The sequence below is a fragment of the Actinacidiphila cocklensis genome, assembly GCF_907177275.1.
Taxonomy (GTDB): Bacteria; Actinomycetota; Actinomycetes; order Streptomycetales; family Streptomycetaceae; genus Actinacidiphila; species Actinacidiphila cocklensis.
In genome coordinates this window covers 1-20,853 of record NZ_CAJSLV010000068.1, presented here as the reverse complement: position 1 = coordinate 20,853, position 20,853 = coordinate 1, and the positions used below count along the sequence as shown (strand labels likewise).

Below are 20,853 nucleotides of genomic sequence, written 5' to 3'. Positions count from 1 at the left end.
AACCTCCTTCATGAAGGGTTGGCAACCATGCTCCACGTAATGACCCACGCGCGAAGACTCGCTCCGCTGTGGGTAGTTGCCCTCCTGGCCGCGCTGCTCACGATGAGCACCTCGGCCGCCCACGCGGCCCCCGACACCTCGGTGACGGTGGACGGGGCGCAGGGCGGGCGTACGTTCGACGGGATCGGGGCGATCAGCGGCGGTGGCGGCAACTCCCGCCTGCTGACCGACTATCCGGCGGCCCAGCAGTCGCAGATCCTCGACTACCTGTTCAAGCCGGGCTACGGCGCGAACCTGCAGCTGCTGAAGATCGAGATCGGTGGCGACGCGAACTCCACCGACGGCTCGGAGCCGTCGATCGAGCACGCCCGCGGCACGGTCAACTGCAACGCGGGCTACGAGTTCTGGCTCGCCGAGCAGGCCAAGGCCCGCAACCCGAAGATCGGCCTGTACGGCCTGGCCTGGGCGGCACCGGGCTGGATCGACGGCGGCTTCTGGTCGACCGACACCATCAACTACCTGATCTCCTGGCTCGGCTGCGCCAAGCAGCACGGCCTGCCGATCAGCTACCTCGGCGGCTGGAACGAGCGCGGCCACGACGCCGGCTGGTTCGTCCAGCTGCGCGCGGCCCTGGACAAGGCGGGCTACTCCGGTGTGCAGCTGGTGGCCGACGACTCGGGCTGGGGCGTGGCCGACGACATGGCCAAGGACAAGGCGTTCAACGACGCCGTGTCCATCATCGGGACGCACTACTCGTGCGAGGGCGGTGACGGCGGCAACGCGAACACCTGCTCCAGCACCCAGGCGGCCAAGGACAACGGCAAGCCGCTGTGGGACAGCGAGAACGGATCGCAGGACATGAACACCGGTGCGCCCGCGCTGATCAGGGCGATCACCCGCGGCTACATCGACGCGAAGATGACCAGCTACTTCAACTGGCCGCTGATCGCCGCGATCTACCCCAACCTGCCCTACAGCACGGTGGGCCTGGCGACCGCGGGCTCCCCCTGGTCGGGCAACTACACCATCGGCACCAGCACCTGGGCCACCGCCCAGGTCACGCAGTTCACCGAGCCCGGCTGGAAGTTCATCGACTCCGCGTCCGGCTACCTCGGCGGCAGCGAGTCCAACGGCACCTACGTCAGCCTGAAGTCGCCGAACGGCAAGGACTACTCCACGATCGTGGAGACCACCACGGCGCAGACCGCGCAGACGGTCAACCTGCACGTCACCGGCGGCCTGTCCACCGGCGCCGTGCACGTGTGGGCCACCCAGGTCAACAGCCCCGGCGCGGCCACGAACCTGGTCCGGCAGCAGGACATCACGCCGGTCGACGGCTCGTACTCGCTGACCACCGAGCCCGGCTGGGTCTACACCCTGACCACCACCACAGGACAGGGCAAGGGCACCGCCACCCCGCCGGCCGCACACGCGCTCGCGCTGCCTTACACCGACAACTTTGACAACGATGTCAGCGGCACCGAGGCGCGCTACCTGTCCGACATGCAGGGCTCCTTCGAGGTCCAGAAGTGCGCGGCCGGCCGCGATGGCCAGTGCCTGCAGCAGATGGCCGCGGTCAAGCCCATCGAATGGCAGGACGACTCCGACGCCTTCACCCTGGTCGGCGACACCACGTGGAAGGACTACCGGCTGCAGACCGACGTGGAGCTGGCCAAGCCCGGCGCGGTCGAGCTGATCGGGCGGGCCGGCACCCAGAACCGCCCGCAGTCCCACCAGCAGGGCTACTTCTTCCAGATCAGCGACACCGGCGCCTGGACGATCTTCAAGAGCGACGCGAACGGGCACCGCACCGTGCTGACCCGCTCGGCCACCGCGGCGCTGGGCACCGGCAAGTGGCACCGCCTGGCGCTGTCCTTCAGCGGCACGGCGATCACCGCCTCGGTCGACGGCAAGGACGTCGGCACGGTCAACGACGCGAGCTACTCCGCGGGTCTCGGCGGCCTGGGCATGACCCACTACGCCACCGACCAGTTCGACAACCTGTCCTTCCAGGCGACCCGCGACCGGCAGCCCTCGGCCGGCCTTGCCGTCGCCGCCTCGCCGGCCAGCGTCGAGCGCGGCAGGCCCGTGACGGTCACCACCACGGTGTCGGTCCCGCGGGGCGCCAAGCCCGCGGAGGGCGTCAACGTCAGCCTCACCGCACCCGGGTTCACCTTCGACAGCCAGCCGCAGGTGTTCGGCGAGGTCCAGCCCGGCCACAGCGTGGTGGCCACCTGGGAGCTGACCGCACCGACCGACAAGCCGTCCACGGTCGGCATCACCGCCACGGCCACCTTCGCCCAGCAGGGCGTGGCGCAGTGGCTGCGCCAGGACGCCCAGGTATCGGTGGTCAACCCGCCGCCGCCGTCCGGCGTCAACGCCGTCAGCGACCTGGACTTCGTGACGTCGACCAACGGCTGGGGACCGGTCGAGCGCGACCTGTCGGTCGGCGGTACGAACGCCGGCGACGGCGGGCCGCTCACCATCAACGGCACGGTCTACCCCAAGGGCCTGGGCACGAACTCGATCAGTGACGTCACGATCTACCTCGGCGGCAACTGCTCGAAGTTCACCTCGACGGTCGGCAACGACGCCGACGCCGGCGGTGGCGGCTCGATGACCTTCACCGTGCTCGGCGACGGCAAGAAGCTCGCCGCCAGCAGCACGATCAGGGGCAACGACCCGGCCCAGCAGATCAGCGCGGACCTGACGGGCGTCCAGATGCTCGACCTCGTCGTCGGCGACGCCGGGGACGGCAACGCCTACGACCACGGGGACTGGGCCACGCCCACCCTGACCTGCTCCGGCTGACACGGATCAGGCCGCCGCGGTGAATCCGCCCTCGGCTCGCCCTCACTCTGCCCGCACCGCGCGCAGGTTGGGGGAGGAGCCGAGGGCGGACGGGTGACGGGGTGCGGTGGAGTGGCGGACGACGAGTTCGGGTTCGTGGAGGAGTTCTTTGGGGGTGGGGTTGGTGCCGTTGATCTGGTTGGCGAGGAGGGTGACGGCGGCGCGGGACATGGCTTCGATGGGTTGGCGCAGGGTGGTCAGGGGTGGGTCGGTGTAGTTCATGAAGGCGGAGTCGTCGTAGCCGACGACGGACAGGTCGTGGGGGACGGTGAGTCCTTGCCGTCGGGCGGCGCGGATGGCGCCGAGGGCGAGGACGTCGCTGCCGCAGATCAGTGCGGTGATACCGGTGGCCAGCAGTTCGGTGGCCACGGCCTGGCCGCCCTCGAAGGAGAAGAGGGCGTGGCCGATGGGGTGGGTGGCGGGGGAGCCGGCGCTGCGGTGGGCGAGCGCGGTGAAGGCGGCGGCCTTGCGGCGCGAGGGGGTGTGGTCGGCGGGGCCGACCATCAGCCCGATCCTGGTGTGGCCCAGCGACGCCAGGTGCGCGTAGGCCTGCTGGACCGCCGCCACGTCGTCCGTCGACACCTGCGGAAAGCCGATCGGCGGGGACGTCCTGCGGTCCTGGGCCTGCGCGGCACCCCGGTCCGCCGGGCGGGCGGCGTACCCCGCGGTACGCACGCCCGCCCGGCCCTCGGAGGCGGCGGGCCGGTCGCGCTGCCGGGCCGCCTGGATCGCCGCGGAGTCGACCGCGGCGTTGAGCAGCACGACCGGGACGCCCCGCTGGAGCAGGGTGCCGTACTCGTCGGTGCTCAGCCCGCCGCAGAAGATGACGCCGGAGACCTGCTGGTCCAGCAGCATCGTCACGTACTCCGCCTCGGTGAGGCCGCCCGCGGTGCGGGTGCAGAGCACGGGTGTGAAGCCGAGCTGCACCAGCGCACCGCCGGCGACCTCCGCCAGCGCCGGGAAGATCGGGTTCTGCAGCTCGGGCAGCACCAGACCCACCAACCGCGCCCGGACCCCCCGCAGTTGCGTGGGCCGCTCGTAGCCCAGCACATCGAGCGCCGTCAGCACCGCCTGCCGCGTCGCGTCCGACACCCCGGGCCGGCCGTTCAAAACCCGGCTCACCGTCGCCTCGCTGACGCCCACCCGCTTGGCGACCTCCGCCAGTCTCCGAGTCATGACGTGCTGCCTGCCTTCCTCTGGTCGGGTCAGTGCCGCCGCAGCCACACGGTGGTGTCGTCGGGGAGTTCGCCCGCCGCGGGGTCGACGTCCGGCGAGCTGGCGAGGACGACCTCGGCGTCCGCGGGCAGCGGCACCGCCGTACCCGACAGGTTCGCCACGCAGCTGAAGCCGTCGCCGCGGGAGAAGGCCAGGACGCCCGGTGCGCTGCCCGGCAGCCAGCCGAAGTCCTCGCCGCGCAGCCCCGGTTCGTCGCGGCGCAACCGCAGGGCCGTGCGGTAGAAGGTGAGCATCGAGTCGGGCCTGCCGTCCTGGGCCTGTGCGGTGTGGCCGGCCCACTGCTCCGGCTGCGGCAGCCACGGCGGTGCGGTGGCGCCGTCGGGGCTGAAGCCGAAGGGGGGCGCGTCGCCCGACCACGGCAGCGGCACCCGGCAGCCGTCACGGCCGATGTCGGTGCCCCCGGTGCGGTGGAATATCGGGTCCTGGCGCAGCTCGTCGGGGATGTCCTCGACCTCCCACAGGCCCAGTTCCTCGCCCTGGTAGAGGTAGCAGCCGCCGGGCAGCGCGAGGTCGAGCAGCAGCGCGGCCCGCGCCCTGCGGGCGCCCAGCTCCAGGTCGGTGGGCGTCCGGTGCTGCCGCAGCGACAGCCCGAAGGAGGTGTCGGCGCGGCCGTAGCGGGTGACGTGCCGGGTGACGTCGTGGTTGGACAGCACCCAGCTGGCGGGGGCGCCGACCGAGGCGTGCGCCGCCAGCGTCGCGTCGATGACCCGGCGCAGGTCGGCCGCGTCCCACGGGCAGTTGAGGTAGTCGAAGTTGAAGGCGCTGTGCATCTCGTCGGGCCGCAGGTAGTGCGAGAAGCGCACCGGGTCGGCGAGCCACACCTCGCCGATCAGCGCGCGCGGCCGCTCGTAGCCGTCGGCCAGTGCCCGCCAGGCGCGGTAGATGCCGTGCACGTCGTCGCGGTCGATGTACGGGTGCGGCACCGGCGGCGCGTCGGGGTCGAAGTCCGGCAGCGCGGGGTCCTTCGCGGGCATCGTCGCGGAGTCGATCCGCACCCCGTCCGCGCCGCGGTCGAACCAGAAGCGCAGCACGCTCTCGTGCTCCTCGCGGACCTTGGGGTTGTTCCAGTTCAGGTCCGGCTGCTCGGGCGCGAACAGGTGCAGGTACCACTCGCCGGGTGTGCCGTCCGGGCTGGGCGTACGGGTCCAGGCCGGCCCGCCGAAGACGGACTGCCAGTCGTTGGGCGGCAGTTCGCCGTCCGCGCCGCGGCCGGGCCGGAACCAGAACAGCTCGCGGGCCTCGGCCCCCGGCCCCGCGGCCAGCGCCTCCTGGAACCAGGCGTGCCGGTCGGAGACGTGGTTGGGCACCACGTCGACGATGATCTTCAGGCCGAGGGCGTGCGCCTCGGCGATCAGCTCCTCGGCCTGCTCCAGGGTGCCGAAGGCGGGGTCGATGCGCCGGTAGTCGGCGACGTCGTATCCGGCGTCGGCCTGCGGGGAGGCGTACCAGGGGCTGAACCACAGGGCGTCCACGCCGAGATCGGCCAGATAGGGCAGGCGGTCGCGGACACCGGTCAGGTCGCCGATCCCGTCGCCGTCGCTGTCGGCGAAGGAGCGCGGGTAGACCTGGTAGATGACGGCGTCACGCCACCACTGGGCGTGCTGGGCGGGGGCGGGCTGATCGGCCACGGGGGCGGACTCCTTGGATGAGCTGGCGGGCATGGTGGGACGAAGGGGGTGAATCGGCGGTCCGCAGGGCAGGGCGGACCGGGCCGCCGGGCGTGCCGGGCGGCCGGGGGCGTACCGCGGGTCAGCCCTTGAGCGCTCCCGCGGACAGACCGCCGAGTATGTGCCGCTGGAAGAGCAGGAACAGGACGATCATCGGCACCGCGGCGATCGACAGCCCGGCGATCATCTCGGTCGGCGGCACCTGCGTGGTGGAGGTGGACAGCCGGTGCAGTGCCACCGACAGCGTCTGCTTGTCGGGGTCCTGGAGCACCAGCAGCGGCCACAGGAAGTCCTTCCACATCCCGACGACCGCGAAGATGGAGATCACCGCGAGCACCGGGCGGGACAGCGGCAGTACCACCCGCAGCAGCGTCTGCAGCCGGGAGGCGCCGTCGATGCTGGCGGCGTCCAGGAGTTCACCGGGGATCTGGTCGAAGAAGCGGCGCAGCACGTAGATGTTGAAGGCGTTGGCCGCGCCGGGCAGCCACAGCGCCCAGGGCGTGTTGAGCAGGTTCAGGTGCAGCAGCGGCAGGTCGGAGACGGTCAGGTAGGCCGGCACCAGCAGGGCCGCGGCGGGCAGCATCAGGCTGGCGAGCATCCCGGCGAAGATCGCCCTGCCGAACGCCGGCCGCAGCTTGGACAGCGCGTAGGCGGCGCACACGTCCACCGATATCTGGATCAGCCAGCCGCCGGCCGCGTACCAGGCGGTGTTGAGGAAGAAGTGCGCGATGTCCATCTGGCTCCACGCGTCGCGGTAGGCGGCGGCGTGCACGGACTTGGGCAGCAGCGTCGGCGTCTGGGCGGCGAACTCCCGCGGGGTCTCCAGCGCGGAACCGGCCATCCAGTACAGCGGGAAGAGGAAGGCCGCGGCGAACAGCACGGTGGTCAGGGCCAGTACGGCGAAGTAGACGACGCGGTTGCGCGGCCTGGCCAGCTCCTGGTCGGAGATGAGGCTGCGGGTGGCGGGGGCGGCGGGCGCTTTGGCGGTCGCGGTCATGGTCGTGGTCCCTCGTGCTCCTGTGCCCGTCATCCCTGGTCCGTTTCGCGGGTCAGCCGCAGGTACAGCGCCGCGAAGACGCCCAGCACGGCGAACAGCAGCACGCTCATCGACGCCGCGAGCCCGAAGTCGTTGTTGACGGCGAAGGCGTAGCGGTAGATCAGCGTCATCACGGTGATGGTCGACGGGTCGGTGAAGCCGGTCAGCTGGAAGGGCTCGATGAACACCTGCATCGTGGAGATGATCTGCAGCAGCAGCAGGACGAGCATGATGAACCGCATCTGCGGCAGGGTCACGTACCGCAGCCGCGCCCAGATGCCGGCGCCGTCCAGCTCCGCGGCCTCGAACAGCTCGCCGGGGATGGCCTGGAGCGCGGCCAGGTACATCAGCGTCGCACCGCCCATGTTGGCCCAGGTGGACACCAGCACCAGCGAGATCATCGCGGTGTGCGGCGACTGTATCCACTGCGAGGTGGGCAGGTGCGCGCCGCGCAGCGCGGTGTTGAACAGGCCGCCGCCGGGGTCGTAGAAGAACTGCCACAGCATCACGCTGACGATCGGCGGCAGCATCACCGGCAGGTAGACCGCGATGCGGAAGTACGCCCTGAAGTGCCGCAGTTCGTTGAGCAGCACCGCGATCGCGAACGGCACCACGTAGCCCAGCAGCAGCGCGAGCCCGGTGAACTGGGCGGTGTTCTTCCACGCCGTCCAGAACAGCGGGTCGTCGAACAGGTGGCGGTAGTTGTCCAGGCCGACCCACTGCGGGTCGGTGATGAGGTTGTCCTGCTGGAAGCTCAGGACGATGCCGCGGAACAGCGGGTACCACGAGAACACCGCGAAGCACACGATGCCGGCCGCCATGAAGGCGTACGCCAGGGCGTTGTCGGCGACCCGGCGGCGCAGCCGGGCGCGGCGCGCGGAGCGCTCCCCGCTCCGGCCGCGGGCGGGTGCCGCGGGGGGTCCGGGACGGCGGGGGGCCAGCGAAGTGGCCATGGGGAATCTCCTTGGTCGGTGCCCGCGGGCCGCGCCGGTTCGGCGCCGCCCGCGGGTGGTGCGGGTCGGGGTCCGGGCGCGGCCTTACGGGGCCGCGAGCAGGGAGTCGACCTGCTTGGAGGCGTCCGACAGCAGGGCGTCGATGTCGGCGTCCTTCTGGGTGAGGACCTTGGCCATGGCGGTGTCCAGCACGGCGTAGATCTGCTGGGCCTTCGGCGGCTCCAGGATCAGCGGGATGCCGGGCAGCGCCTGCTGGAAGGGCGCGTAGTTGGCGACCGGCTGGTTGGCGTACTTCTGGTCGGCGGCGGACTTGGTCCGCGCGGCGGCACCGGTCCAGATGTTGGGCTCCGGCAGGCCGACCGGCTGCTTGGCCTGGGACGCGCGCTGGGCGCCCATCTCGATGCGGTCGGGGTTCTCGTACTTGAAGGCCACCCAGGCCATGGCGGCCTTGATCTGCGCGGGGGAGTCCTTGGGGCTGAACATGAACCCGCCGCCGCCGGCCAGGGTGCCCTTGCCGCCGGGGATCGGGCCGAGGCCGTAGTCCTTGGGGTCGCCCTTGTACTGCGAGGCGATGGTGGGGATGTTGTCGGCGGTGGCGAGGTACATGCCGAGCTTGCCCGCGCCCATCATCTGCAGCAGGTCCGCCCACTCCAGCAGCTGGCGCTGCCCCATCGAGTCGTCGGTCCAGCGCATGTCGTGCAGTTGCTGGAGCACCGCCTTGCCGGTGGCGTTGTCGAAGTCGGCCTTCCAGGCGCCGTCCGACTGCTGCTTGGCGACGTCGCCGCCGCGCGAGTACATCTCGGCGGTGAAGTGCCAGCCGCCGGTGTTGGACTTGCTGTAGTCGCCGTAGCCGACCATGCCCTTGCCGAGGGCGGCGATCTTCTGGGCGTCGGCCCGCACCTCGTCCCAGGTCGTCGGCGGCTTGTCCGGGTCGAGCCCGGCCTGCGTGAACAGCGCCCGGTTGTAGACCAGGCCCATCGAGTAGTTGCCCTCGGGCAGGCCGTAGGTGTGGCCGCCCGCGTCCTGGAAGACCTTGCGCAGCTGCGGCTTGACCTGCTCCACCGCCGGGAACTGCGACAGGTACGGGGTGATGTCGGCCGCCTGGTGCTTGGCGATCAGGCCCGCCGGGTCGGTGTAGTAGACGTAGAAGGCGTTCTCCAGCTGGCCGCCGGCCAGCTTGGTGGCGAAGGTCTGCGGGTCCATCTGGCCCTCGTGCGGCACCACCTTGATCTTCGGGTGCAGCTTCTCGAAGGCCGCCACGTCCTCCAGGAAGATCTTCCGGTTCACCGGATCGGTCTTGGCGGGCATGTCGTTCACCGTGATGGTGACGGTGCCGTCGGATGCGGCCGACGAGCCGGAGGAGCCGCCGCAGGCGCTCACTGCGAGGGCGAGGCCCGCCGCCGTGGCGACGGCGAGGGCGATGCGGGCTCTGCTGCCCGCCGCGAAACCGGTCATGAATCGTCCCTGGTCATGAGGGTGGTGGAGGGGTCGGCCGCCCCCGAGGTGACGCACAAGTTACGTCCCCCGCACCAGGCACGCAATGCGGAAACACATTTACGCAAAAACCATACGAGCCCGTCATGACCGCTTGGAAGGACTGCAAAAATAACGCAGAAATCCGGCAGCGAACCGCGGATATAGTGCGCTCATGGTACGCAAACTCGTGCAGGTGGCCCAGAAGGTCGGGGTCAGCGAGGCGACGGTGAGCCGGGTTTTGAACGGCCGGCCCGGGGTGTCGGACGCGACGCGGCAGGCGGTGCTGACGGCGCTCGATGTGCTGGGCTACGAGCGGCCCACGCAACTGCGGGGGGTCCGGGCGCGGTTGGTGGGTCTGGTGCTGCCCGAGCTGCAGAACCCGATCTTCCCGGCGCTGGCGGAGGTCGCCGGCGGTGCGCTGGTGCAGCTCGGCTTCACGCCAGTGCTCTGCACCAGGTCGGCGGGCGGGCTGACCGAGGCGGAGTACGTGACGATGCTGCTGGACCAGCAGGTCTCCGGCGTCATCTTCTGCGGCGGCCTCACCGAGGACGAGAGCGCGGCCCTCAGATCGCGCAACGTGCCCGTGGTGCTGCTGAACGCCGCCGTCGACCACGGCGGTTTCCCGCAGGTGTCGACGGACGACGTGGCGGCGGTCCAGCAGGCGTACGCGCATCTGACGTCGCTGGGCCACACCAGGATCGGGCTGATGGTGGGCCCCGCCGACCACACCCCCTCGCGCCGCAAGGCGGCCGCCTTCACCGCGCTGGCCCACCGGGGTGCCGGGTCGCAGAAGACGCATCCGATCGGCAATGCGCTCTTCTCCTTCGAGGGCGGCCAGGCCGTCGCCACCGAACTGCTCGCCACCGGCATCACCGCGCTCATCTGCGGCAGCGACGTCCTCGCCCTCGGCGCCATCCGCGCCGCCCGACGCCAGGGACTCACCGTCCCCCACGACCTGTCCGTCGTCGGCTACGACGACTCCGCCTTCATGAACTACACCGACCCACCCCTGACCACCCTGCGCCAACCCATCGAAGCCATGTCCCGCGCCGCCGTCACCCTCCTCGCCAACCAGATCAACGGCACCAACCCCACCCCCAAAGAACTCCTCCACGAACCCGAACTCGTCGTCCGCCACTCCACCGCACCGGCCCCCGCCCCGCGCGACGGCGCCCAGCCCTAGCCAACCCCCCCTGGCAGGCAGGGAAATCCGAGCAAGAAACGGACGGAAAAGCTTCGCCGCATGCACGGGCGGCCGCAAACGCCGACGCGGTACTGCGCGCGTCCGCGCAGGTCGGCGCCCATGTCGCGGGCGACAGCCGGATTGCGCGGCGGTGCACGGCGCTTCCGCGGGTTCGCCGCCGCGCATTGCCCCCGCCATGGGCCGGGGCTACGGTGCGGCGCACTCGACCAACCCCCCCTCCTGTTGCGGAGCACCTGCATGCCCACTTCCCCCCGGGGCACCTCCCTGCCCAGATCCGCGCCCGCCGCGGTCATCACGCTGCTCGCCCTGCTGGCCGCCCTCGCCTGCTGGACCACCCTGCGCGCCTCGGCATCCGCCGCGGGCACCGGCTACGAGGCCGAGTCGGCCGCGCTGTCCGGCGGCGCGGTGGTCGCCACCGACCACACCGGTTTCACCGGCAGCGGTTTCGTCGGGGGTTACACCGACGGCAACAAGGGCGCCGCCGCGACGACCTTCTCCGTGACGGCCGCGACCGCCGGCTCTTATGTCTCCACCCTGCGCTACGCCAACGGCACGACCGCCGCGCAGACCCTCTCGGTCTACGTCAACGGTGCCAGGGTCAGCGGGATCTCGCTGCCGGCGACCGCCGACTGGAACACCTGGGGCACCGTCGCCACCCCCGTCACGCTGAAGGCGGGCAGCGACACCGTCGCCTACCGCTTCGACAGCGCCGACAGCGGCAACGTCAACCTCGACGGCATCACCCTCGCCGCCGCCCCGGCCCCGCCCAGCGGGCAGTACGAGGCCGAGTCGGCCGCGCTGTCCGGCGGCGCGGTCGCCGGCGCCGACCACACCGGTTTCACCGGCAGCGGTTTCGTCGGCGGTTACACCGACGGCAACAAGGGCGCCGCCGCGACCACCTTCTCCGTGACCGCCGCGAGCGCCGGCAGCACCCCCGTCGCCCTGCGCTACGCCAACGGCACCGGTTCCACCCGCACCCTGTCGGTGTACGTCAACGGCAGCAAGGCGGTCACCACCTCGCTGCCCGCGACCGCCGACTGGAACAGTTGGGGCACCGCCACCGAGAACCTGACGCTGGCCGCCGGCGCGAACACCGTGGCGTACCGCTTCGACAGCACCGACAACGGCAACGTCAACCTCGACAACATCACCGTCCAGGCGACGACGCCGACCACGCCGCCCACCACCCCGCCGACGACCCCGCCCGGCGGCGGGCAGACCTACGACGCGGCCACGGCCTTCGCCACCGGCGGCCCCGCGGTCGGCACCTCGATCGCCGGCTACGCCGGCAGCGGCTACCTGACCGGCTTCACCGCCCAGGGCGCCCAGACCCAGATCGACACCGCCGTCCCGTCGGCCGGCACCTACCCCGTCACCGTCACCTACGCCAACTCCACCGGCTCGGCGCAGACCCTCACCCTGTACGTCAACGGCGTCAAGAACTCCCGGCTCACGCTGCCCGCGGGCAGCGGCTGGCAGTCCGCCTCGGCCTCCGTCGCGCTGCGCTCAGGCCTGAACCTCATCGGCCTCCAGCACGACGCGGGCGACACCGGCGGCGTCGCCGTCGACGGCGTGGCGATCTCCGGCGGCAGCGCGCCGGCCGCCCAGGGCGCGACCCTGCCGTACACCGAATACCGCGCCGCCGACGCCACCACCAACGGCAGCGTGCTGCCGGTCAGCCGCGCCTATCCCTCGCTTCAAGCCGAGGCCACCGGCCGCAGCGCCGTCCAGCTCACCGGCACGGGCACGTACGTCCAGCTCACCCTGGCCAAGCCGGCCAACTCCGTCGTCGTGCGCTACTCGATCCCCGACACCTCCGACGGCTCGCCGGCCACCGCCCCGCTCGCCCTGTACGCCGGCGGCACCAAGGTCACCGACCTGACGCTGACCAACAAGTACTCCTGGCTCTACGGCGGCGGCTACTACGACACCAACAACCCCGCCGACGGCTCAGGCCACCACTTCTACGACGACGTGCGCTACAAGAACTCCGGCACCTGGCCCGCCGGCACGGTGCTGAAGCTCCAGAAGGACAGCACCGCGGGCGGCACCTTCACGATCGACACCGTCGACACCGAACTGGTCGACCCCTCCTACGCGATGCCCGCCGGCTACGTCTCCGCGGCGACCTACGGCATCACCCCCGGCGGCGGCGACGTCACCGCGGCACTCAACAGCGCGCTCGCCGGCCTGTCCGGCACCGGCCAGGGCCTGTGGCTGCCGGCCGGCACGTACGGCATCTCCGGCCGGGTCAACCTCGCCGACGTCGCGCTGCGCGGCGCGGGCCAGTGGTACACCACGCTGCAGTCCACCGCGGAGAACGGCGATGGCGGCCTCTACGCGACCGGCGGCCGCAACCAGATCGCCGACCTGACGATCTCCGGCGACCACACCTTCCGCAACAACGACCAGGGCGCACCCGCGATCGAGGGCTCCTTCGCCTCGGGCTCGCTGATCCTCGACGTGTGGATGGAGCACGCCAAGGTCGGCCTGTGGGCGGTGCCCGGCACCGGCCTGGACGTCGCCGGGGCGAGGGCGCGCGACATCTACGCCGACGGCATCCACGTGCACGGCGGCTCCTCCGGCACCCGGGTCGAGCAGTCCAACGTCCGCAACACCGGTGACGACAACATCGCCCTGGACACCGAGGGCGGCGACGTCACCCACTGCACCGTCTCGCACAACACCGTGCAGTCGCCGATCCAGGCGGGCGGCATCGGGGTCTACGGCGGCGGCGACAACGTCGTGGAGAACAACGCGGTCAGCGACACCGTCGCCTTCGGCTCCGGCATCAACGTCAGCACCGCCTTCGGCCAGAACTTCTCAGGACCGACCACCATCCGCGACAACGTGCTGACCCGCGCCGGTTCGCACAACGACAACTGGAACTCCGACATCGGCGCCCTGTGGATCTTCGCCGACGCCAAGGGCGACATCACCCAGCCGGTGACCGTCACGGGCAACACCGTCAAGGACAGCTCCTACCAGGCCGTCCTGCTCAGCTACGCCCACCGGATCAGCGGCCTGACCCTGGACCGCGACACCATCACCGGCGCCGGAACCTACGGCTTCGACATCAACAACGTCACCGGCGGCATGACGGTCAGCAACACCACCGTCAGCGGCACGGCGTCCGGCGGACTGAACAACCCCGGCGGCTACCCGATCACCCGCGGCCCCGGGAACTCCGGGTTCTGACGGTCCGTCACCGGTAGCGCGCCCGGCCGAGAAAAACGCTTGGACCACGCCGGTGCCCTCGCGGGACACTTCCCTTCCTGGCCTCCCCGAAAAGGTGGCGGGCATTCGTGCACGACACACAGGGGGTGGGGGATGGAATCGCCCGAGTCCCGCGAGGGTGCGCCGCGGCGCGGCTCGGTGGTCCTCGCGCTGCGGTACTACGGCCGGGAGCTGGCCCGGCTCCGGTGGATCACGGTGCCCGCGATGCTGCTTCCGGCGCTGGGCTCCACCGGCATCAACTACGTCGCACCGCTGTTCGTCGCCAAGCTCGTCGGCCGGGTCGCCGACGACTCCGGCATCGCGGTCGGCACGGCCCTGCCCTACGTCCTGGCCTTCACCGGCGTCATGCTCTTCGGCGAGGTGCTGTGGCGACTCGGCTTCCACTGCCTGAACCGGGTCGACGCCCGCGGCATCGAGCACCTCTACGTCCTCGGCATGGACGAGCTGTTCGCCAAGGACGCCGACTTCTTCCACAACAGCTTCGCCGGATCGCTGACCAAGCGGGTGCTGAGCTTCGCGTCCCGCTTCGAGGAGTTCGTCGACACGCTGACCTTCCAGGTGGTGGGCAACCTGGTGCCGCTGCTGTTCGGCTGCGTGGTGCTCTGGCTCTACCAGCCCCTGCTGGTCGTCGGGCTGCTGGCGATGATCGCGGTGACGGCGCTGGTCGTGGCGCCGCTGATCCGCCGCCGGCAGGCCCTGGTCAACCAGCGCGAGGAGGCGATCGCCCGGGTGGCCGGCCATGTCGCCGACAGCCTGATGAACATCGACACCGTCCGGGCCTTCGCTGCCGAGGAACGCGAGGCCGCGGAACACCGCTCCCGGGTCGCGGAGTCCAAACGGCTGTCGCTGCGCTCCTGGGACTACGGCAACCTGCGGATCGACACGCTGGTCGCGCCGCTGTCGGTGCTGACCAACGCGCTCGGCCTGCTGCTCGCGGTCACCCTCGGCGGGGGCACCCACAGCGTGGAGGCGATCGTGGTCGCCTTCACCTACTACTCCAACGCCACCCGGATCATGTTCGAGTTCAACCAGATCTACCGCCGGCTGGAGAGCGCCGTCACGGAGGCCGCGCAGTTCACCGAGCTGCTGCTGACCCCGCCGACCGTGGTCGACCCCGTGTCGCCCGAGCCGCTGCGCGGGCGGGCCGCCGACGTCCGCTTCGAGCGGGTCACCTTCGCGCACGCCGGCGCGGAGCCGCTGTTCCAGGACCTCGACCTGGACGTGCCCGGCGGCACGAGGATCGGCCTGGTCGGGCGGTCGGGCGGCGGCAAGACCACGCTGACCCGGCTGCTGCTGCGGATGTCCGACATCGACGCCGGCCGGATCACGATCGGCGGCCAGGACATCAGCCGGCTGCGCCAGGCCGACCTGCGCGGCCTGATGGCCTACGTGCCGCAGGACCCGGCGATGTTCCACCGCACCCTGCGGGAGAACATCGCGTTCGCCCGGCCCGACGCCACCGAGGCCGAGATCCGCCGCGCGGCGGAGGCCGCGCATGTCGCGGACTTCGCCGACGCGCTGCCCGACGGCTTCGACACCCTGGTGGGCGAACGCGGGGTCAAGCTCTCCGGCGGGCAGCGCCAGCGGGTCGCGCTGGCCAGGGCGATCCTGCGCGACGCGCCGATCCTGCTGCTCGACGAGGCGACCAGCGCCCTGGACTCCGAGAGCGAGATCCTGGTCCAGGAGGCGCTGTGGCGGCTCATGGACGGGCGCACCGCGCTCGTGGTGGCGCACCGGCTGAGCACCGTCGCCACCATGGACCGGCTGGTCGTCCTCGACCACGGACGCATCGTCGAGCAGGGCAGCCACCAGGACCTGCTGGCGGCCGGCGGTGCCTATGCGAAGCTCTGGCAGCACCAGTCGGGCGGCTTCCTCGACGACGCCCCCGCGCGGGCCGACCTGCACTGATCCCGCCGCCAGGGGCGGGATGCCAGCGCGTGCGCCCGTTCGGGCGGGTGCTTACGGTGGGAGGGCAACCGGCGCGGCTGCGAGCCCTTCACCGGAGGAGTGACCTCTTATGGCCGAGGACGTCCTTGCGGACCCGGAGGCGCTCAGGCGGCTGACCGCCTACGACCGGGACGGCAAACGGATCGGGGCCGTCGGCGACGTGTACGTGGAGGACCTCGGGCGCGCGCCCGAGTGGGTGACCGTGGTGCTCACCCACGAGCACGGCCCGGGCAGCGGCGACACCTTCGTCCCGCTGGAGGGCGCCACGCACACCCGGCGGGGCGTGCTCGACCTGGCGTGCACCGCGGAGGCGGTGCTCAGCGCGCCCAGGATGGAGGCCGAGCAGCACCTCGGCCTCGCCCAGGAGCAGGAGCTGTACCTGCACTACGGGCTGGCCACACCCGCCGAGGAGGCGTCCGGGGCGCCCGGCGTCGGCGACGACCGCCCGAAGTGGCCGATCGTCGAGGGGGAGGCGGACCTGGAGGGCGTCAGGGAACTCGCACTGGAGACCCCGGCCGCGCGGCTTCACCGGTACGAACCCGACGAGGACGACTGACCACGCCCCCGGCTCAGGAAGCCGCGCCCGCCGCCTGCTGCTCGCGGCCCGCGCGGCGGTGCGGATGGGCCGGGTAGACGCCCAGCACGCGCACCTCGGACGAGAAGAAGTCCAGCTCCTCCAGGGCCAGCGCGACCCGGCGCTCGTCGGGGTGCCCCTCGATCTCGATGTAGAAGCGGGCCGGGTGCAGCCCGGCGCCGATCTGGTAGCTCTCGATCTTGGTGATGTTCACGGCGTTGCTGGCGAAGCCGCCCAGCGCCTTGTACAGCGCGCTGGGGATGTTGCGCACGCAGAAGAACAGGCTGGACATCGTCGGTGCGCCGGTGTCCTGCGGGGTGACCGCGTCGCGGGACAGGACGACGAAGCGGGTGGTGTTGTCGGGGTCGTCCTCGACACCGGCCCGCACCACGCGCAGCCCGTACTCGCGGGCCGCGGCCGGCGGCGCCAGGGCCGCGTGGCGGGGGTCGCCCAGCTCCGCCACCTCGCGTGCGGCGCCCGCCGTGTCCTGCGTGACCAGCGTCCGCCAGCCGCCCTCGCGCAGGATCTTGCGGCACTGGCCCAGGGCGTGCACATGGCTGCGGACGCACTCGATCTGCTCGGCCGTCCCGTCCGGGACGACGACCAGGTCGAAGCGGATGGGCAGGAAGTACTCCCCGATGAGGGAGAGCCCCGACTCGGGCAGCAGGTGGTGCACGTCCGCGACGCGGCCCGCGGCCGAGTTGTCCACCGGGATCACCGCGAGGTCGGCGGTGCCCAGCGTCACCGCGTCCAGCGCCTGCTCGAAGCTCGTGCAGGGCATCCCCGTGCTGCCGGGGTAGAGGTCGGCCGTCGCGGCGGCGGAGTTGGACCCCGGCTCCCCCTGGTAGGCGATGGTGATCACTCGAACCTCAGCTTCCCACCCGCACGGGTGCCGTCGGCCTCCTGGCGGGAGAGCCCTCCGGATCATACGGCGACCTGCGGGTCACGATCAGCCTACCGCCTACGGTGTAATGGACCCATGAGCACTTCATCGCTTACGCCTCTGGTGCGGTCCTGGATCGACGGCTGGGTGGTCTCGCGAGGCGCGGCGGACCCGGTGCCCGAGCCCTGGGGGTGGACGATCGACGTGGGGGAGTTCGCCCAGTCCGGGCGGCACGTGCTGCCCGACGGCGACGAGGCGACGGTCCGCAGGCTCGCGGCCGAGCGCGCGGCGCCCGGCCGGTGGCTCAAGGTGTTCCTGCCGCAGGTGTCGATCGCGCCCGGCGCCCCGCACACGGCCGAGGACGTCGTCGCCCCCTGGCTCGTACCGGGCTGGACACTGGGGACGCCGGGCTTCCTGATGACCACCGAGCTGCAGCACACCCCCGTCGACGTCCCCGACGGCCACCGGCTGCGGACCTGGGTCCAGGGCGGGGTGATACGGGCGGCCGTCACGGCGCCGGACGGCACGCTCGCCGCCCGCGGCCAGATCACGCCGACCGGGGCGACCGCGGTCGCCGACCGGATCGCGACCTCGCCGCTGCACCGGCGCAAGGGCCTCGGCTCGGTGGTGATGGGCACGCTGCAGCACGCCGCCCTGGAGCGCGGCGCCCGCACCGGTGTCCTGGTCGGCACGGTGGACGGCCGCGCGCTGTACGAGGCGCTGGGCTGGCAGGCGCACGCGCCCATGGTCAGCGTGACCTTCGGCGCACCCTGAGGGGGCCGCTTCCGCCTGCGGTGAACACCGGCCCGTTTCCTTCCGCCGGAGGTGAACACCGGCCCGTCCGGGCAGGAACGTCACTAGCGTCCGGTCCATGACGACGGTTACCTCGCACACGGTCGAGTACCCGGCCGACGGCCTGACGATGGTCGGGCACCTCGCACTCCCGGCCGGTACCGGCCGCAGGCCCGCGGTCCTGGTCGGCCCGGAGGGGCCGGGGCTGAACGACTTCCAGCGCCGCAGGGCCGACGCCCTGGCCGAGCTGGGGTATGTGGTGCTGGCCTTCGACATCAACGGCGGGCGCTGGTTCACCGACCCCCAGGAGATGCTGGCGCACGTGATGCCGCTGCTCGCCGACCCCGACCGGATGCGCAGCATCGGCCACGCGGCGCTCGACGTGCTGCGTGCGCAGCCGCGGACCGACCCCGACCGGATCGCCGCCGTCGGCTACGGCACCGGGGGCGCCATCGCGCTGGAACTCGGGCGCGACGGCGTCGACCTGCGCGCGATCGCCACGGTCAACGCGACCACCACGGGCCGGCCGGGCGAGGCGGCCCGCATCCGCTGCCCGGTGTGGGCCGGGGTCGGGTCGGAGGACCCGATCATGCCGCCCGCCCAACGGGAGGCGTTCACCGCCGAGATGCAGGCCGCGGGCGTCGACTGGCGCCTGGTGGTCTACGGCGGCGCCGTGCACGCCTTCCACCACCCCTCGGTCGAGGGGGCCGTGCTCCCCGGCGTCGGCCACCACCCGCTGCACGCGCAGCGCGCCTGGCGCGACGTCGTCGACCTGCTCGCCGAATGCCTGCCCCTCACGAAGTGACCGGCCGGCGACCGCGGTTCGGGATGGTGACGTCCCCAGGGACGTTGAGTAGGGGTACTCAGGCAAGCTGTTCGAATCCGCCCATAGTATCCGGTCATGCCAATCGACCAGGCGGTCCACCGCCCCCGGCTCACCGCGGGCATCACGGCGGTCGCAGCGAGCCTGCCGGAACTCAGCGTCTCCTCCGAGCAGTTGCAGGACCGGATCAGTGACGCCTCCGGGCTCCGGCTGCCGCCGCGGATGCTGGAGCGGGCCACCGGCATCGCCTCGCGCCGGGTGGCCGCCGAGGGCGAGTACGCCTCGACGCTCGCGCTGCGGGCGGCGCGTACGGCGCTGGACAGGGCGGGGCTGGCACCGGACGACGTGGACCTGCTGGTGTTCGCCTCCGCCACCCGCGACGTCGCCGAACCGGCCACCGCGCACATCGTCCAGGACGAGCTGGGGTCGAGGGCGCACGCGCTGGACGTGACGAACGCGTGCAACAGCTTCGTCAACGGCATCGACACGGCCCGCGCGATGATTCTCGCCGGCCGGTCGCGCCGGGCGCTGGTCGTCACCGGCGAGACCCCGAGCCGGGCGGTGCGGCACGCCCCGGCGGGACCCGACCAGCTCAGGGACGGCTTCGCCGGCTACACCTTCGGCGACGCGGGAGCCGCCGTCGTCCTGGAGGCGGTGCGGCGCGGCGGCATAATCGACGTGGACGGCGAGACCCGCTCCGAGCACTGGCCGGTCGGGGGTATCGCCGGCGGCGGGTCGCGGCACCCGCGCGGCGACGAGCACACGTACTTCACCGGCGACGGGAGCCGGCTGCGCGAGGCGTTCGAGAAGGTCGGCACCTCGGTGCTCGACCGGATGCGGCGGCGCACCGGCCTGGAGTGGGGCGACTTCCGGCACATCCTGGTGCACCAGGTCACGCTGCCCTACCTGGAGCGCTTCGTGGAGCTGACCGGGGTGCCAAGGGATCGGCTCGTCGTCACCGTCCCGGAGTTCGGCAACATGGCCAGTGCCACCCTGGGCGTGCAACTCGACCTCGTCCACGACGAGTTGAGCCCCGGGGACCGGGTGCTGTTGGTGGGGATGGGCGGCGGCGTGAGCATCATGACGATGGTGTGGGAGAAGTCGTGAGGGCGAAGTCCCGCACGGGGACGGCGGGGGAGGCGCGCGTGGGAGCGGTGGACGGAGCGCGGGCGAGCGCGCTGTGGGTGGTGGTGCCCGCGCACCAGGAGGCCGCCCGTATCGAGGCGACGCTCGACGCGCTCGCCGGCCAGCGCGACCGGGACTTCACGCTCGTGGTCGTCGACAACGCCTCGACCGACGGCACCGCCGCCCTCGCGCGGGACTTCGCCCGCCGGGCGCCCTTCCCCGTCCACGTGCTCAGCGAGCCGGACAAGGGAGTGGGTTGCGCGGTCGACACCGGCTTCCGGTACGCCATCGGGCGCGGCGCGACGCTGCTGGCCCGTACCGACGCCGACTGCCTGCCGCGCCCCGGCTGGACCGCCGGCGCCCGCGGCGCCCTGCGGCAGGGCGCGGGCCTGGTGTGCGGGCGCATCGACGCGCGCCGCGACGAGCACGGCCCGCTCGGGCGGGCCGCCTTCCGCGCCCTGGTCCGCCTCGCCGCGATCTTCGGCCGGATACGCCCCGCCCACCGGCGCCGGCACGGCTACCTCGCCCCCTACCGGATGCACGCGGGCAACAACATGGCCATCACGGCAGCGTTGTACGAGGCGGTGGGAGGGATGCCGCGTCGGCCCTCGCCCACCGACCGGCTCTTCCTCAACCGGGTGCGCCGCCACACCGCCGCCATCGTCCACGCCCGCGCGATGGTGGTGGAGAACTCCACCCGGCGGCTGCGGGCCTACGGCATCGTCGGCACCGCCCGGTGGTACCTCGACAGGGGACCGGGCCGGAACGGGGAGGACCCCCGCTGATGCTCGACGCACTCGCCCGCACCCTGCGGACCGACCCCGGCAGGCCCGCCGTCCTCGGCACCACCAGGACGGGAGCGGTACGCACCAAGGCCACCCGGGGGGATCTCGCCGATCTCGCCGACCGCTACACCGCCGCCCTGCACGCCCGGGGCGTCGGGCGCGGCGGCACCGTCGGCGTCGCCGTACGGCCCGGGCCGCGGGCGCTCGCCGTGATGCTCGCGGTGCACCGGCTCGGCGCGCGGGCCGCGGTGCTCGACCCCGGCGC

Annotated in this window: 16 protein-coding genes; 10 read left to right on the top strand and 6 right to left on the bottom strand. The window is 72.1% G+C overall.

Annotation, left to right across the window (positions count from 1 at the left end; genetic code table 11):
* The first annotated feature begins 39 nt into the window (after positions 1-39).
* Complete coding sequence (locus NFU81_RS24430; RefSeq protein WP_251493537.1) at positions 40-2,811, top strand: NPCBM/NEW2 domain-containing protein; 2,772 nt, start codon at positions 40-42, stop codon at positions 2,809-2,811.
* Between the two features lie 42 nt (positions 2,812-2,853).
* Here NFU81_RS24430 and NFU81_RS24425 read toward each other — a convergent pair whose 3' ends face one another.
* The 5 genes from NFU81_RS24425 to NFU81_RS24405 form a co-directional block, all read right to left on the bottom strand.
* The gene (locus tag NFU81_RS24425; RefSeq protein ID WP_251493534.1) at positions 2,854-4,026 is read right to left on the bottom strand and encodes a LacI family DNA-binding transcriptional regulator; all 1,173 of its coding nucleotides are present in this window, start codon (positions 4,024-4,026) and stop codon (positions 2,854-2,856) included.
* Between the two features lie 29 nt (positions 4,027-4,055).
* A complete protein-coding gene (locus NFU81_RS24420) occupies positions 4,056-5,747 on the bottom strand; it encodes a glycoside hydrolase family 13 protein (RefSeq protein WP_422665276.1) in 1,692 nt (563 codons plus the stop codon).
* An 88-nt stretch (positions 5,748-5,835) separates the two neighbouring features.
* Positions 5,836-6,750 (bottom strand): carbohydrate ABC transporter permease, encoded by a 915-nt coding sequence (locus tag NFU81_RS24415; RefSeq protein WP_251493516.1) that lies wholly within the window; start codon positions 6,748-6,750, stop codon positions 5,836-5,838.
* Positions 6,751-6,779: 29 nt separating this feature from the next.
* The gene (locus NFU81_RS24410; RefSeq protein WP_422665275.1) at positions 6,780-7,742 is read right to left on the bottom strand and encodes a carbohydrate ABC transporter permease; all 963 of its coding nucleotides are present in this window, start codon (positions 7,740-7,742) and stop codon (positions 6,780-6,782) included.
* Positions 7,743-7,826: 84 nt separating this feature from the next.
* Positions 7,827-9,197, bottom strand: a complete 1,371-nt coding sequence (locus NFU81_RS24405; protein WP_251493513.1) for an ABC transporter substrate-binding protein — start codon at positions 9,195-9,197, stop codon at positions 7,827-7,829.
* Between the two features lie 193 nt (positions 9,198-9,390).
* Here NFU81_RS24405 and NFU81_RS24400 point away from each other — a divergent pair, with 193 nt between their 5' ends.
* The 4 genes from NFU81_RS24400 to NFU81_RS24385 all read left to right on the top strand — a co-directional run bounded on the left by NFU81_RS24400 (position 9,391) and on the right by NFU81_RS24385 (position 16,162).
* Positions 9,391-10,401 carry a LacI family DNA-binding transcriptional regulator gene (locus NFU81_RS24400; RefSeq protein WP_251493509.1) on the top strand — a complete coding sequence of 337 codons (1,011 nt, stop codon included), beginning with the start codon at positions 9,391-9,393 and terminating at the stop codon, positions 10,399-10,401.
* Positions 10,402-10,659: 258 nt separating this feature from the next.
* The gene (locus NFU81_RS24395; protein ID WP_251493506.1) at positions 10,660-13,620 is read left to right on the top strand and encodes a CBM35 domain-containing protein; all 2,961 of its coding nucleotides are present in this window, start codon (positions 10,660-10,662) and stop codon (positions 13,618-13,620) included.
* 132 nt (positions 13,621-13,752) lie between these two features.
* Positions 13,753-15,567, top strand: a complete 1,815-nt coding sequence (locus NFU81_RS24390) for an ABC transporter ATP-binding protein (protein WP_251493502.1) — start codon at positions 13,753-13,755, stop codon at positions 15,565-15,567.
* 109 nt (positions 15,568-15,676) lie between these two features.
* Entirely contained in the window at positions 15,677-16,162 is a 486-nt protein-coding gene (locus NFU81_RS24385) for a PRC-barrel domain-containing protein (RefSeq protein WP_251493499.1), read from the top strand.
* A gap of 13 nt (positions 16,163-16,175) precedes the next feature.
* Here the strand turns inward: NFU81_RS24385 and NFU81_RS24380 are convergent, their stop codons facing one another.
* Positions 16,176-17,042, bottom strand: coding sequence for a prephenate dehydratase (locus NFU81_RS24380; protein ID WP_251493496.1), 867 nt, complete (start codon positions 17,040-17,042; stop codon positions 16,176-16,178).
* Between the two features lie 117 nt (positions 17,043-17,159).
* Here NFU81_RS24380 and NFU81_RS24375 point away from each other — a divergent pair, with 117 nt between their 5' ends.
* The 5 genes from NFU81_RS24375 to NFU81_RS24355 all read left to right on the top strand — a co-directional run.
* Positions 17,160-17,837 (top strand): GNAT family N-acetyltransferase, encoded by a 678-nt coding sequence (locus NFU81_RS24375; RefSeq protein WP_251493493.1) that lies wholly within the window; start codon positions 17,160-17,162, stop codon positions 17,835-17,837.
* Positions 17,838-17,934: 97 nt separating this feature from the next.
* Positions 17,935-18,660 (top strand): dienelactone hydrolase family protein, encoded by a 726-nt coding sequence (locus tag NFU81_RS24370; RefSeq protein ID WP_251493490.1) that lies wholly within the window; start codon positions 17,935-17,937, stop codon positions 18,658-18,660.
* 96 nt (positions 18,661-18,756) lie between these two features.
* On the top strand, positions 18,757-19,785 hold the full coding sequence (locus NFU81_RS24365; protein WP_251493487.1) for a 3-oxoacyl-ACP synthase III family protein: 1,029 nt from the start codon (positions 18,757-18,759) through the stop codon (positions 19,783-19,785).
* A 38-nt stretch (positions 19,786-19,823) separates the two neighbouring features.
* Positions 19,824-20,588: a glycosyltransferase family A protein gene (locus NFU81_RS24360; protein ID WP_251493484.1), complete on the top strand. Its 765-nt coding sequence runs from the start codon at positions 19,824-19,826 to the stop codon at positions 20,586-20,588.
* Positions 20,588-20,853 (top strand): AMP-binding protein (locus tag NFU81_RS24355; protein ID WP_251493481.1); only part of this gene is annotated, 266 nt, incomplete at its 3' end. The genes NFU81_RS24360 and NFU81_RS24355, both read left to right, overlap by 1 nt.